This window comes from Streptomyces sp. NPDC007157 (genome assembly GCF_040634235.1).
Taxonomy (GTDB): domain Bacteria; phylum Actinomycetota; class Actinomycetes; order Streptomycetales; family Streptomycetaceae; genus Streptomyces.
This window is the reverse complement of sequence record NZ_JBEYFE010000003.1, coordinates 391,317-404,679: the sequence shown is the minus strand read 5'-3', so window position 1 is coordinate 404,679 and position 13,363 is coordinate 391,317. Positions and strand designations below refer to the sequence as shown.

Sequence of the window (13,363 nt, the reverse complement as noted above, 5' to 3'; positions counted from 1 at the left end):
GCCTCCCAGGGCAGGGTCGGAGTACTGCGCCAATCGGTGCTGCGCCAGAGCGTCGGTGTCGGATTACAGGGTGGGTACGGGCGTGAACCGGACGGGAAGCTCGGTCAGCCCCCGCAGCCAGGGCGACGGCCGGCGGGCGAGGGAGTCGGCGGGGACCGCCAGGTCGATGTCCGGCAGCCGGTCGAGGACCACCTCGATACCGGTCCGGGCGATCACCTCGGCGACCTCCTGCGCCGGGAACGGGCAGCGGTGCTCGCCGTGCCCGAAGGAGAAGTGCGCGCTGTTGCCGCCGGTCAGCGCGGAGGCGTCGGTGCGCACCTGCGGATCGGAGTTGGCGCCCTGGAGGCCGAGGATCAGCAGGTCACCGGCGCGGATCCGGCGGCCGCCCAGCTGGGTGTCACGGGAGGCCCAGCGGCCCGCTATGTTCTGGCTGGGTGTGTCCTCCCACAGCACCTCGTTCATCGCCTCGGCGACACTGTTGCGGCCGCCGAACAAGGAGGCCGCGAACCGGTCGTCGGTGAGCATCAGGCGCAGCGAGTTGCCGATCCAGTCGGCGGTCGGCTGGTGTCCGGCCGCCATCATGACCATCAGGTCCTGGGAGATCTCCTCGTCGGTGAACCCGCTCTTGTCCTGGAGCATCCGCGACACCACGTCGTCGGCCGGGTCCGCCTTCCGGTCGGCCAGCAACTGCGCCATGGACGTGGCCAGATGCATCTGCCCGGCGATCGCCCGCTCGCGCCCGTCGATCATGTCGTTGAGCGCGGTGACCAGGCCGGGGCCCTCCTCGTCGGAGAAGCCGTACAGCCGCGCCAGCACCCGCACCGGCAGCAGCATCGCGTACTGGCCGACCAGGTCCGCCTCGCCGCTGGTGCACAGCCCGTCGATCAGCTCGTCCGCGAACCGCTCGGCGTGGCCCCGCAGTTCGAAGGGGTCGACGGCCTCCAGCGCGTCGCTGATCATCCCGGCGCGCTCGCGGTGCCGCTCGCCCACGGTGTACAGGATCGACGGCTGCTTGCGGCCGATCATCGGCAGCAGCGGCCAGTCGTCGGGGATCACGTCCCACTGGTTCCACAGGTCGGAGTCCCGGCTGAACAGCACCGGGTCCCCGGTCACCTGGTGCAGTTCGCGGTAGCCGACGACCAGCCAGGCGGGCACGTCCCCGTCGAGCACGACGGGGGTGACGGCGCCGTGGTCGCGCCGCATCTCGCGGTACAGACGCGCCGGTTCGGTCTGGAACCGGGGGCCGCCGAGCGGCACGGCTTCGGGAATCACACGAACTCCTGTCGGGGCAGGTCCGCCGGTGCCGAGGGGCCGGCGTACCGGTTCTTGACGTGCTGGACCAGCTGGATGAGCACCTGCTTGCCGGACTCCCGGGAGCGGGCGTCACAGGTGACCAGCGGGATGTGCGGGTCCAGGTCGAGCGCGTGCCGGACGTCCTCGGGCGTGTGCACCGGGCCGCCGAAGTCGTTGCAGGCCACGATGAACGGGGTGCCGTGCTTCTCCAGCCGGTCGATGGCGTACCAGGAGTCGTCGATCCGCCGGGTGTCGACGAGCACCACCGCGCCGAGGGTGCCGGAGAACAGCCGGTCCCACAGGAACCAGAACCGCTCCTGGCCCGGCGCCCCGAACAGGTAGAGCACGTTGCGGGCGTCCAGCGTGATCCGGCCGAAGTCGAAGGCGACGGTGGTGGCGGACTTGCCGCGCACCTCGCGGATGTCGTCGACCTCCTCGCCGGCCTGGGTCATCGTCTCCTCGGTGTTGAGGGGACGTATCTCGCTGACGGAACGGACCAGGGTGGTCTTGCCGACGCCGAAGCCGCCCACGACCACGATCTTGAAACCGTTGTCGGCGGAGGCACCCAACGGGGTACGCGCGTCAGAGGTTGCGGAGTCCAACGAGCACCTGCTCCAGGATGTCGGGGTCGGTGATGGCCGGCCGGTACGGATGGCGGGCGCTGACCCGGCCGGCCGCCTGCAGGTCGCACAGCAGGACCTTGGTGATGCTCACCGGCAGCTTCAGCTCCGCGGCGATCTCCACCACCGAGGTCGGGAACTCGGCCAGCCGCAGGATCGCCGCGTGCTCCGACTGCATGCCCGGAGTCGGCTCCGACTCGGCGACGACCAGTGTGACCAGGTCGAAGGGGCTGTCCGGTCCGGTGCTGCTGCGGCCGCCGGTGATGGTGTACAGGCGGTCGGGTGCGTCGTCCCTGCCGGGCCGGCTCATGACGTACGGGGCTGCGCGGTGAGGTGTTCGCCGAGCTGCTCGACCAGTTCGCTCATGTTGTGCCCGACCAGCCCCGGCTCCGCGTCCTCGCTGGTCACCACGGCCAGATGGGCGCCGTCGCCGGCCTCCACGATGAACAGCACGCCCCCGTAGAACTCGGTCATCGCCGACCGCACGCCGCCGCTGCCGTCGCCGAACTCGACGGACGCCCCGTGCGACAGCGACTGGATGCCGGCGGCGATCGCCGCGAGCTGGTCGGCCTGGTCGACGGAGAGTTCCGGAGTACGGCAGAGCTTCAGCCCGTCGCGGGAGAGCACCAGGGCGTGCCGCGCGCCGGGGGTGCGCTCCAGGAGGCCCTCGATGAGCCAGGTGAGCTTGTCGTCGGCGGTGGTCCTGCCGGTCATGAAGTGGTGTCGCCTTCCGGGTGCGCGTGCGGGTGGGACGTGGGCTCGGGGCCGGACTCCGGGTGGGACGCGGGGACCGGGTCGTGCGCCGGGGTGGGGGTGTACGGGGCGGTGGCGGCGTCGGCCGCGCCCTGGGCCTCGGCGGAGTCGAGGGCGTCGGCGTGGCCGGATGCGCCCTGGGCCTCGGCGGAGTCGGCCGCGGCCGGGCGGACGGCCTGCCGGAAGCTGTCGAAGCGGGCGGCGCGGACCCGGGCGTCCTCGGCGGCGGGCACCGGGCGCGGCTCGGCCGACTGGGGCGCCGACCGGCGCTCGGCCTCGGCGAGGGTCCGGCCGCGGCGCCGCCTGGGCAGTCCGGTGGGGCCTTCCTCGTCCTCGTCGGGCTCCGCGGACTCGTGCACGGGTACCGGGTCCGGCAGGGCCGGCACCGGTTCGGCCGCCTCCGGCTGCCTGGGCAGCGCGGGTTCGTCGGCGACCGGGCGGGTCAGCAGGTCCTGCGGGACCAGCATCAGCACCCCGGTGCCGCCGCGCGCCGACGGCCGGAACGACACCTTCAGACCGTGCTTGCCGGCCAGCCTGCCGACCACCGCGAGCCCGAGCCGGGTACCGGTGAGACCGCCCAGCTCGGTGGTGTCACCGGCGACCGCCCGCTCGGCGCGGCGCAGCTGCACATCACCCATCACCAGTCCGCTGTCCTCCACGGACACGATGACCCCGGCGGGAACCTCCTCCACGTAGACGTGGACCTCGGCCGTCGGGGGCGAGAAGTTGGCGGCGTTGTCGAGGAGTTCGGCCAGCGCGTGCATGACCCCCTCGGCCGCGTGCCCGGTGACGGCGGTCTCGCTCACCGAGTGCACCCGCACCCGGCGGTAGCCGCTGATGCGTCCCATCGCACCGCGCAGGATGGACTCCATGCTGATCGGACGCGCCCAGCGGCGGCCGGAGCGCGCCCCGGTCAGGACGGCGATGGAGTCGGCGATCCGGCCCGCCTGGGCGGTGCGGTGGTCGAGGTGCAGCAGGTCGGCGAGCACCGCCTCGTCGGTGTGCCGTTCCTCCATGGCCCGCAGGTCGGCGAGGGTGGCGGTGGCCAGGGCCTGCATCCGGCCGGCCGCGTTGCCGGCCGCGGCGATCGCCGCGGCCCGCTCCCGGGAGGCCTGCTCCAGGTCGGCGGCGAGCCGGCCGTTCTCCTGCCGGTACCAGTCCAGCTTCTGGCTGCTGGCCTCGCGGATCCGCACCCGCTCCTGCTCGAAGGAGTCAGCGAACTCGCTCCGCTGCTGGGCCAGTTCGTCGATCAGCCGCTGCTGCTCCTGGCGTGCCTCCTCGGTCGTGCGGGCCTGTTGCTGGAGCAGCCGTCCGATGTCCTGGCTCACCGTCTCCAGCCGGCGCCGGGCGCCCCGGGCGGCTCGGGCCGCGTGGGCGGCCCAGGTCACCGCCGCGCACAGCACCAGCGCGGCCGCACTGGCCCCCAGGGCGAGGGGGGTGCGGACCGAAGGCGGCGCGGCGGTCACCGCGGCGACGACCACGAGGGCCGACACCACCGCGGTCGGCGCGAGGGTGAGAACGAGCGTACGGAGGGCAGGTCGATCGCCGGTATGCGTGGGCGCGGTCATCGGTCCGGTCTGGTCCTCGGAGCGGGTAGGGAAGTGTTTCCGGTGAAGGGGATGTGACGCTCGGTGCTGAACTGGCCGTCACTATACGAGAGTTCGTGATCGAAACAGAACAGTTCCGGTCCCCTTGTGGGAAACCGCTGTCCATGACGCCGACTTGCCGTGTCCCGACTGTGAACGATCTTACGAATCGCCCCGTGTGAGCACCTCCGCCACCACGGCGGCCGCCTCCTTCACCAGCGCCGAGTCGGCCTGGGCGGCGGGGTCGGTGTGGGTGGACAGGACGGCGACGACGACCGGGGCGCGGCCCGGGGGCCAGGCGATCGCGACGTCGTTGGCGGTGCCGTAGGCGCCCGTTCCGGTCTTGTCGCCGACGGTCCACTCCGCGGGGAGCCCCGCGCGGATCCGCTCCCCGCCGGTGGTGTTGGCGAGCAGCCAGCCGGTGAGCCGCCGCCGGTCCGCACCGTCCAGGGCGTTCCCGACGACCAGCCGCGCGTAGCTGGTGCCGATGGCCTCGGGAGTGGTGGTGTCGGTGACCCGGCCGGGCTCCGCCGAGTTCAGCTCCGGCTCCCACCGGTCGAGCCGGGTCACCCGGTCCCCGATCGAACGGCACAGCCGCGTCACCGCCACCGGCCCGCCCAGTTGCTCCAGCAACAGGTTGGCCGCGGTGTTGTCGCTGTACGAGACGGCCGCCGCGCACAGCTCCGCGACCGTCATTCCGGCGGCGAGGTTCTCCGGCTTGCCCGTGATGGGCGCCCCGCCCGACTTCTCGACGTCGCTCCGGTCGTAGTGGACGACCTCGCCGAGCACCTCCTCGTCCAGGTCCCGCAGCACCGCGGAGACCGCGAGCGTCTTGAACGTCGAACACATCGGGAAGAGTTCACCGCAACGGTGCCGGACCCGGGCCCCCGAGCCGGTGTCCCAGGCGAACACCCCCAGCCGGGCCCCGTGTGCGCGCTCCAGCGCCCGGAATCCGCCCGTGGTCTTCGGGGCGGTGCGGGCGGGCAGCGCGGTTCCCAGGGCCGCGGTCAGTACAACACGGCGCGACGGCTGCTGCATTACCACTCCTTTACCGAGGTTCCGATGAGGGGGACGTGATCACGCCCCGGGGGGTTCCGCCGCGGACGGGTGACAAACCCGACGCCGATATCCGGCCGGTAGTAGCTCCCGCATCGCCGCAAATGATCCAAACGTCTCTACGATGACGCGTGGAACGGCCGGGGAGCGGAGAGGCTCTTCAGGGGCGCAGGGCCGACGGCCGGGGCCGGTGTCGAGGGGACGATGCCTTTCATGACGGGGAACGGAAGCTGGGGGACGGCGGCCGCGCGTGCGGTCCGGTTCGCAGGGCGGACCCTGTGCGGCGAATGGCGCTCCATCGTCGTGGAGCCGGTACGGCAGCTCGTACGGCGTGGTCTCTCCGGGATCGTGCTGGCGTTCGTGGCCGCGTTCGGCGTCATCTTCTTCCACGGCATCGCCCAGCACCCCTTCGGCAGGAGGCTGGTGTGGCACCTCGGCGGTGTCACCGCCGACCTCCCGCTGTGGCTGTCCCTGCTGCGCACCCCGGTCTCGCTCTACGTCCCCGCGCTCGACCTCCCGGTCTGGGCCGGCATCACCCAGCTCTTCCTCGCCTTCGCCCTCGCCGAACTCGTCCTCGGCCGCGCCCGGACCCTCGCCGTCGCGTACCTCACCACCCTGGCCGGCACCATGACCGCCCGGGTGATGGTCGCGCTGGGCCCCGGCTGGTGGGGCTTCGGACTGCCCCCGCAGACCGGCCGGATCCTCGACACGGGACCGTCCGCCGCCGTGGTGGGCCTGTTCACCTATCTGGCCGTGGTCCGCCGGGCGCCCGTCGTCTTCGCGCTGACCGGCGGTTCGATGGTGTGGGAGTCCATCGCCGTACCGAACCTCGCCGGCCGCGAGCACCTGATCGCGGTGGCCACGGCGATCGTCCTCGGCCTGCTGCACGGCCGCAGGCTGCCGATCTCCGCCCGGCTCGTCGAACGCCCCGCCGAACACCTCGGCACCCCGCCGACCCCGCCCCGGTCCGACCCGCCCGTATCCCGGCCCGAACCACCGCAGCGCCCCGTACCGTCGCTCCGGATCCCCTGAGACTCCCAACCCTGCCTTCTTCCCCGAAACCCCATAAGTCACGCGGCCGACCCGCCGAACTGCTCAACAACGTCAATGTGATGGTTTTCGCACTTCAGCCGGTCCGGGCAACCCCTAATGTTGCGCGGGCTACGGCAGGGCGCGGCTGACACCATGGTGTTCGTCGCCGGCAGGCTGAAGGGATCCAGGGATGTTCCGCAAGGTGCTGGTCGCCAACCGTGGAGAGATCGCCATCCGCGCTTTCCGCGCGGGCTATGAACTGGGCGCGCGTACGGTCGCCGTGTTCCCCCACGAGGACCGCAACTCGCTGCACAGGCTGAAGGCCGACGAGGCCTACGAGATCGGGGAACCAGGACATCCGGTACGGGCCTACCTCTCCGTCGAGGAGATCGTGGCCGCCGCCCGGCGGGCCGGGGCCGACGCCGTCTACCCGGGTTACGGCTTCCTCTCCGAGAACCCGGAACTCGCCCGCGCCTGCGAGGAGGCGGGCATCACGTTCGTCGGGCCGAGCGCCCAGACGCTGGAGCTGACCGGCAACAAGGCCCGCGCGGTCGCCGCCGCCCGCGCCGCCGGCGTACCGGTGCTGAGTTCCTCGCAGCCCTCCAACGACATCGACGAACTGGTCCGCGCCGCCGACGAGATCGGCTTCCCGGTGTTCGTGAAGGCCGTCGCCGGCGGCGGTGGCCGCGGCATGCGCCGGGTCGAGGACCCGGCCGCGCTGCGCGAGTCCATCGAACAGGCCTCCCGGGAGGCGGCCTCCGCGTTCGGCGACCCGACCGTCTTCCTGGAGAAGGCGGTCGTCGACCCGCGCCACATCGAGGTGCAGATCCTCGCCGACGGCGAGGGCAACGTCATTCACCTCTTCGAGCGGGACTGCTCCTTGCAGCGCCGCCACCAGAAGGTCATCGAGCTGGCCCCCGCGCCCAACCTCGATCCCGAACTGCGCGACCGCATCTGCGCGGACGCGGTCCGCTTCGCCCGCGAGATCGGCTACCGCAACGCCGGCACCGTCGAGTTCCTCCTCGACCCGCACGGCAACCACGTCTTCATCGAGATGAACCCCCGCATCCAGGTCGAGCACACGGTCACCGAGGAGGTCACCGACGTCGACCTGGTCCAGGCCCAGATGCGCATCGCCTCCGGGGAGACCCTGGCCGACCTCGGGCTGTCCCAGGACACGGTGCAGCTGCACGGCGCCGCCCTCCAGTGCCGTATCACCACCGAGGACCCCGCCAACGGCTTCCGCCCCGACACCGGCCGGATCAGCGCCTACCGCTCCCCGGGCGGCTCCGGTATCCGCCTCGACGGCGGTACCACCCACGCCGGTACGGAGATCAGCGCCCACTTCGACTCGATGCTGGTGAAACTCACCTGCCGGGGACGGGACTTCAAGGCCGCCATCGGCCGCGCCCGGCGTGCCGTCGCCGAGTTCCGCATCCGCGGTGTGGCCACCAACATCCCCTTCCTCCAGGCCGTCCTGGACGACCCGGACTTCCAGGCCGGGCGGATCACCACCTCGTTCATCGAGCAGCGCCCGCACCTGCTCACCGCCCGCTCCTCCGCCGACCGCGGCACCAAGCTGCTCACCTATCTGGCGGACGTCACCGTCAACAAGCCGCACGGCGAGCGCCCCCACCTGATCGAGTCGACCACCAAGCTGCCCCCGCTGCCGGCCGGAGAGCCGCCCGCGGGCTCGCGGCAGCGCCTGGTCGAGCTCGGCCCGGAGGGCTTCGCCCGCCGGCTGCGCGAGTCGTCGACCATCGGCATCACCGACACCACCTTCCGTGACGCCCACCAGTCCCTGCTCGCCACCCGCGTGCGCACCCGGGACCTGCTCGCCGTCGCCCCGGTCGTCGCCCGCACCCTGCCCGAACTGCTCTCCCTGGAGTGCTGGGGCGGCGCCACGTACGACGTCGCTCTCCGCTTCCTCGCCGAGGACCCCTGGGAGCGGCTGGCCGCCCTGCGCGAGGCCGTCCCCAACATCTGTCTCCAGATGCTGCTGCGCGGCCGCAACACCGTCGGCTACACCCCGTACCCGACCGAGGTGACCGACGCCTTCGTGCACGAGGCCGCCGCCACCGGCATCGACATCTTCCGCATCTTCGACGCCCTCAACGACGTCGGCCAGATGCGCCCCGCCATCGAAGCGGTACGGGAGACGGGCACCGCGGTCGCCGAGGTCGCCCTCTGCTACACCGCCGACCTCTCCAACCCGGACGAGCGGCTCTACACCCTCGACTACTACCTGCGGCTCGCCGAGCAGATCGTCGAGGCCGGCGCGCACATCATCGCCGTCAAGGACATGGCGGGCCTGCTGCGCGCCCCCGCCGCCGCGAAGCTGGTCTCGGCACTGCGCCAGGAGTTCGACCTCCCCGTCCACCTGCACACCCACGACACGGCGGGCGGCCAGCTGGCCACCTACCTGGCCGCGATCCAGGCGGGCGCGGACGCGGTGGACGGCGCGGTGGCCTCCATGGCCGGCACGACCTCGCAGCCCTCGCTGTCGGCGATCGTGGCCGCCACCGACTACTCGGAGCGCCCCACGGGGCTCGACCTGCGGGCGATCGAGGACCTGGAGCCGTACTGGGAGAGCGTCCGCAAGGTCTACGCGCCCTTCGAGGCGGGCCTCGCCTCCCCGACCGGCCGCGTCTACCACCACGAGATCCCGGGCGGCCAGCTCTCCAACCTGCGTACCCAGGCCGTCGCGCTCGGCCTCGGCGACCGCTTCGAGGACATCGAGGCGATGTACGAGGCCGCCGACCGTATCCTCGGCCGGCTGGTGAAGGTCACCCCGTCCTCGAAGGTGGTCGGCGACCTGGCCCTGCACCTGGTCGGCGCCGGCGTGAGCCCGGAGGACTTCGAGGCGACCCCCGACAAGTTCGACATCCCCGACTCGGTCATCGGCTTCCTGCGCGGCGAGTTGGGCACCCCGCCCGGCGGCTGGCCCGAGCCGTTCCGCACCAAGGCCCTGCAGGGCCGCGGCGCCGCCAAGCCGGCACCGGAGCTGGGCACCGAGGACCGCGAGGGCCTCGCCAAGGAGCCCCGCGCGACTCTCAACCGGCTGCTGTTCCCGGCCCCGACCCGGGAGTTCGAGACGCACCGTCAGACCTACGGCGACACCAGCGTCCTCGACAGCAAGGACTTCTTCTACGGTCTGCGCCCGGGCAAGGAGTACGCGGTCGACCTGGAGCCCGGCGTCCGCCTGCTCATCGAGCTCCAGGCGATTGGCGAGGCCGACGAGCGTGGGCTGCGCACGGTGATGTCCAGCCTCAACGGCCAGCTGCGGCCCATCCAGATCCGCGACCGGGCGGCCGCCTCGGACATCCCGGCCACCGAGAAGGCCGACCGCGCCAACCCCGGCCATGTCGCGGCCCCGTTCGCCGGAGTCGTCACCCTCGCCGTGGAGGAGGGCGCGGAGGTCGAGGCGGGAGCCACGGTGGCCACGATCGAGGCCATGAAGATGGAGGCCACCATCACCGCCCCGAAGGCCGGCCGGATCTCCCGGCTCGCCATCAACCGCATCCAGCAGGTCGAGGGCGGCGACCTGCTGGTCGAGATCGCCTGAGCCGGGGCCGCAGCGAGGGGAGGGCCGGCCGGTGCCGGGCCTCCCCTCCTCGGCTACGAGCGGGCGAAGTGGGCGCGCAGCCGTGCCTTCAGCAGGTTCGGGTCGCGCTGGGTGGAGGAGGCGCCGCCCGCCACGAACACGTCGCGGCCGTTCACGGCCAGCGAGGTCGGGTTGGACAGGCCCTCCCGCACGGTGAGGACGGTGCTGCGGGTGCCGTCCGGGCGGACCATGACGACCTCGTTGGACGGGTTCAGCGCGGCGAGCACGACGTCCGAGTGCCCGGGGAAGACGAAGTCGTCGACGCCGGTGAGGCCGGTGGCCCGGGTCTCGGTCGCCCCGGCCTTGCCGTCGGCGCCGACCGGGATGCGCAGCAGCGTCCCGCGGTCGCTGTTGGTCACCCAGACCGCGTCCTGGTGCACCTTGATCCCGTTGGCCCCGAAGCCGCTGGCCGGCGCGGGGAGCCCGCGCAGTTCGGTACCCGTGGTCCAGGCCGTCGGCGTGCCGCCGGCCTGCGGGACGCGCCACACCGTGCCCAGCGCCGAGTCGGCGGCGTAGAGCACCCCATGCCGCTCGTCGAGGGCCAGGCCGTTGGGCAGGCTGTCCGACGGCAGCTGGGCGATCCGTTCGGGCGTACCGCCGCCCGCCGGGACGCGCCAGACGCCGGTCCTGTCGGTGCCGGTGGCGTAGTTGACGTACAGCGTGCCGTCGTGGGCGCGGGCCAGGCCGAGGGTGACGGCGCCGCCCATCAGGGAGGTGCGGGGGTGGTCCTCGGCGGGCAGGGTCGCCAGGACCCGGACCCGGCGTTCCCGGGTGACCTTGGCGACCTGCCGGGCGAAGGAGAAGGTCACGTCGACCGAGCCGCCCCGCTCGGTGACGACGTTCTCGGGCGTCTGCCCGGCGGCCAGATCGAAGTGCGCGATGACGTGCGGACTGGAGACGACCGGCTCGTCGCTCGCGGCCGGAGCCGCCGCGAGCAGGCCGATCGCGACCGCGGCCGGCGCGACGGCGGCCGGGCGGAGAAATCGGGGCATGTGACCTCTTTCGACGGGAGCGCGAGGCTCCGGCGTACCGGTCACACAAAAATGACGGTTCATCGGTCCCGGCCCGGGTCAGCCCCGGCCGGTACGTCGCCCGCCCGGCGCACGGCGTGGCCCCGCTTGCCGCGCAGCCGGGTGACGGGTCCCGCTCAGTTCCACAGCGGGTAGTTCATGACCTGCGTGTATCCCTCCGGCTTGGCGCCGGCGTAGTTCAGGCTCATCCGCGTGAACTGCTGCACGTTCGGATGTTTCGTCCAGGCTGTGGGCCGGTCGAGCCGCACCGTCACGGCGTACTTGCGGAAGTGGCCGGCCGCGCAGTACGGCTTGCAGTCGTTGACCACGTTCACGCCCTGGCCGACCGCCGTGTTGTCGTTCCACTGGGTCCAGCGCATGCCGCTGAGCAGGCTGTTGCCGTCGCCGCAGGCCAGCATGAAGTCGGTCGGCCGGAACCGCTGGTGCCAGAGGCAGTCGACGAGCACGGGGTGCTGGACCGTCCGCGACGCGGCCGGTGTCGGCGGAGTCGCGGAAGCCGTCGTCATGCCCGCCGTGAGCAGCAGAGCCGCCCCGAGTCCGATCGCCGTTCCCACCACTGGTCTGCGCATGGTCGCTCCCACCAGTTCCGCCGTATTGCCTTTCCTTCGACGCTACGACCGTCCCGCCGGATGTACCACTTGCGCCGGGTGCGCGAGCCCGTTGTCGTCGTAGTCGGCGGTGGGGCGGGAGAAGACCTGGGTGAGCAGGCCGAGAACCAGGAAGACCCAGACGAGGACCTTCGCGGTGGTGTCCAGGAGCAGCGGCCGGGTCGCGGAGCGGGCCTCCTGCGCCTCTGCGGCCGGCTGGTCGCCGAACAGCCCCTTGGGGTAGACGGGCGTCAGCATGGCGGCGTACGCGCCGAACCGCATCCGGTAGCGGGCGACCGCCGCCGTCGCCCCGAAGACCGGCCCGGGCAGCCGCCCCAGCACGATCCCGATGATCCAGAAGATCCAGCCGATCGCGAACCAGCCGGCCGCCGCGAAGTTGGCGACGATCCCCGCCGGGATCATCAGGATCAGCCGGAACAGCACCGCGAGCCGGTTCAGGGTGGTGGGCCGCAGCTCGATCTGCACCGGGTACTCCGGCGCGGTCAGGGCGAACGGCGGATAGCGGTCCACCAGGAGCATGGAGCTGGCCGTGACCCGGGTCTCGTACGCCAGGTACCTGCCCAGGAAGCCGGCGATCCCGTCGGGCAGCCGGCCCAGGACGAGCGCCGCGAACCAGCCGGCCACCGTCACGAAGAACGCGGCGATGCCCAGCAGGCAGACGACGACGAACTGCGGGATCAGCAGCAGCCAGCGCAGCAGTACCGTCCAGCGGCGCTGCGGCCCGGGTGCCGGGATGTCCAGCGCGGGCCGCCATTCGGCGTCGTCCGCCGTGACGGGAGGACGTGGTCCCCAGCTCTGTGTCATGAGTCCTCCCGTCGTCCGGCCCTTGGCGCGGATGGCGTCTCCATCGTGCTGCGGAGCCACCGCCTCCGCCAAGGGGGCGGCCGAACTCAGCCGTGTTGGACGGTCAGGCCGTAGAACGCGACCCGGGCGCCGTTGGTCGTGCTGTCGGAGGACGACTGGTTGTACGAGCCCGCCTTGAAGTACTGCTTGTACGGGTTGAAGGAGGACGGAATGGCGTAGTGGGTCGTGGTGCCGTTGACGGTCAGGTCGATGGTGTTCCCGCCGGAGACGGCGATGGTGTAGGTCCAGGTCTTGCCGATCGACACATGGCCCACCGTGTGCGTGGTCTGGCCGCCGGACGGGGAGTTCTCGGTGCCGAGGACGATGTCGCCGTTGGAGTGGTAGTACAGCTCCAGCAGGGGCTTGGTGGAGGAGCCGCCGGTGCCGAGGTGGATCTGGCCCACGCACACGTTCTTGGTCACCGAGACCACCCGCAGCGTCGCGCTCATCTTGTGGCTGCCGCTCAGCGACCAGTTGGCCGCGCTGCCGTCGCGGTTCATCTCGCGCAGCTCGGAGCGGGCGTAGTTGGAGTTCGGCGTGGTGACGCCCTTCTCGGGCGCCCAGAAGGTCATCGCGCCGTCGCGGGTGTCGGTGTAGAAGTACGCGTCCTGGTAGCCGCCGGCGCCCTGCAGCCGGGACGAGGGGATGGTGGTCGGCGAGCCGGGGGAGCCGACCGGCTCCTGGAGCTGCCAGATGGACAGGTCGAAGTTGCCGCCGGGCGCCTTGCTCGGGTCCGCGGCGCCCGCGCTGCCGCCGGTGAGCAGGACGAGGGCGAGGGCGAGGCCCGCGGCGGCCGGAGCCGCGAGCAGCCGGGAACGGTTCATGTGGGGGGTCCTTTCGGAGGAGGGATGCGTCCGGAGTTCAGCAGATGTTCATATCCGTGAACTCCGGACGCATCCATAACCGTCGATGACCCGTGAAGCTAAAGGTCCGAACC

Annotated in this window: 12 protein-coding genes; 2 read left to right on the top strand and 10 right to left on the bottom strand. The window is 72.1% G+C overall.

The window, feature by feature from the left end; all coding sequences use genetic code 11:
- Positions 1-63: 63 nt before the first annotated feature.
- From ABZ642_RS07360 to bla, 6 genes are all read right to left on the bottom strand, one after another.
- Positions 64-1,272, bottom strand: a complete 1,209-nt coding sequence (locus tag ABZ642_RS07360) for a cytochrome P450 (RefSeq protein ID WP_360478546.1) — start codon at positions 1,270-1,272, stop codon at positions 64-66.
- Entirely contained in the window at positions 1,269-1,862 is a 594-nt protein-coding gene (locus ABZ642_RS07355; protein WP_360478920.1) for an ATP/GTP-binding protein, read from the bottom strand. The genes ABZ642_RS07360 and ABZ642_RS07355 overlap by 4 nt, the downstream gene beginning before the upstream one ends.
- A gap of 13 nt (positions 1,863-1,875) precedes the next feature.
- Positions 1,876-2,223, bottom strand: coding sequence for a DUF742 domain-containing protein (locus tag ABZ642_RS07350; RefSeq protein ID WP_351696726.1), 348 nt, complete (start codon positions 2,221-2,223; stop codon positions 1,876-1,878).
- Positions 2,220-2,627, bottom strand: a complete 408-nt coding sequence (locus tag ABZ642_RS07345; RefSeq protein WP_360478541.1) for a roadblock/LC7 domain-containing protein — start codon at positions 2,625-2,627, stop codon at positions 2,220-2,222. The genes ABZ642_RS07350 and ABZ642_RS07345 overlap by 4 nt, the downstream gene beginning before the upstream one ends.
- Positions 2,624-4,234: an ATP-binding protein gene (locus ABZ642_RS07340; RefSeq protein WP_360478538.1), complete on the bottom strand. Its 1,611-nt coding sequence runs from the start codon at positions 4,232-4,234 to the stop codon at positions 2,624-2,626. Before ABZ642_RS07340 ends, ABZ642_RS07345 begins: the two co-directional genes overlap by 4 nt.
- A 180-nt stretch (positions 4,235-4,414) precedes the next feature.
- Positions 4,415-5,290, bottom strand: coding sequence for a class A beta-lactamase (bla, locus tag ABZ642_RS07335; protein ID WP_360478535.1), 876 nt, complete (start codon positions 5,288-5,290; stop codon positions 4,415-4,417).
- A 231-nt stretch (positions 5,291-5,521) separates the two neighbouring features.
- On the opposite strand from bla, the gene ABZ642_RS07330 reads away from it, so the two are divergent.
- Together ABZ642_RS07330 and ABZ642_RS07325 are read left to right on the top strand one after the other, a co-directional pair.
- Positions 5,522-6,340, top strand: a complete 819-nt coding sequence (locus ABZ642_RS07330) for a hypothetical protein (protein WP_360478532.1) — start codon at positions 5,522-5,524, stop codon at positions 6,338-6,340.
- Between the two features lie 190 nt (positions 6,341-6,530).
- Positions 6,531-9,905: a pyruvate carboxylase gene (locus tag ABZ642_RS07325; RefSeq protein ID WP_360478529.1), complete on the top strand. Its 3,375-nt coding sequence runs from the start codon at positions 6,531-6,533 to the stop codon at positions 9,903-9,905.
- A gap of 53 nt (positions 9,906-9,958) precedes the next feature.
- Here the strand turns inward: ABZ642_RS07325 and ABZ642_RS07320 are convergent, their stop codons facing one another.
- The 4 genes from ABZ642_RS07320 to ABZ642_RS07305 form a co-directional block, all read right to left on the bottom strand.
- The gene (locus ABZ642_RS07320) at positions 9,959-10,936 is read right to left on the bottom strand and encodes a hypothetical protein (protein ID WP_360478526.1); all 978 of its coding nucleotides are present in this window, start codon (positions 10,934-10,936) and stop codon (positions 9,959-9,961) included.
- A 155-nt stretch (positions 10,937-11,091) separates the two neighbouring features.
- Positions 11,092-11,544 carry a hypothetical protein gene (locus tag ABZ642_RS07315; RefSeq protein WP_360478523.1) on the bottom strand — a complete coding sequence of 151 codons (453 nt, stop codon included), beginning with the start codon at positions 11,542-11,544 and terminating at the stop codon, positions 11,092-11,094.
- A 42-nt stretch (positions 11,545-11,586) separates the two neighbouring features.
- Positions 11,587-12,387: a DUF4389 domain-containing protein gene (locus ABZ642_RS07310; protein WP_360478520.1), complete on the bottom strand. Its 801-nt coding sequence runs from the start codon at positions 12,385-12,387 to the stop codon at positions 11,587-11,589.
- An 86-nt stretch (positions 12,388-12,473) separates the two neighbouring features.
- Positions 12,474-13,250, bottom strand: coding sequence for a polysaccharide lyase family 7 protein (locus ABZ642_RS07305; RefSeq protein ID WP_360478517.1), 777 nt, complete (start codon positions 13,248-13,250; stop codon positions 12,474-12,476).
- Between the last annotated feature and the right edge of the window lie 113 nt (positions 13,251-13,363).

Bases quoted from the DNA above. Each gene is read 5' to 3' on its own strand.
- ABZ642_RS07350 (WP_351696726.1), bottom strand. From the start codon at position 2,223: ATGAGCCGGCCCGGCAGGGACGACGCACCCGACCGCCTGTACACCATC.
- ABZ642_RS07345 (WP_360478541.1), bottom strand. From the start codon at position 2,627: ATGACCGGCAGGACCACCGCCGACGACAAGCTCACCTGGCTCATCGAG.
- ABZ642_RS07340 (WP_360478538.1), bottom strand. From the start codon at position 4,234: ATGACCGCGCCCACGCATACCGGCGATCGACCTGCCCTCCGTACGCTC.
- bla (WP_360478535.1), bottom strand. From the start codon at position 5,290: ATGCAGCAGCCGTCGCGCCGTGTTGTACTGACCGCGGCCCTGGGAACC.
- ABZ642_RS07330 (WP_360478532.1), top strand. From the start codon at position 5,522: ATGACGGGGAACGGAAGCTGGGGGACGGCGGCCGCGCGTGCGGTCCGG.
- ABZ642_RS07325 (WP_360478529.1), top strand. From the start codon at position 6,531: ATGTTCCGCAAGGTGCTGGTCGCCAACCGTGGAGAGATCGCCATCCGC.
- ABZ642_RS07320 (WP_360478526.1), bottom strand. From the start codon at position 10,936: ATGCCCCGATTTCTCCGCCCGGCCGCCGTCGCGCCGGCCGCGGTCGCG.
- ABZ642_RS07315 (WP_360478523.1), bottom strand. From the start codon at position 11,544: ATGCGCAGACCAGTGGTGGGAACGGCGATCGGACTCGGGGCGGCTCTG.
- ABZ642_RS07310 (WP_360478520.1), bottom strand. From the start codon at position 12,387: ATGACACAGAGCTGGGGACCACGTCCTCCCGTCACGGCGGACGACGCC.
- ABZ642_RS07305 (WP_360478517.1), bottom strand. From the start codon at position 13,250: ATGAACCGTTCCCGGCTGCTCGCGGCTCCGGCCGCCGCGGGCCTCGCC.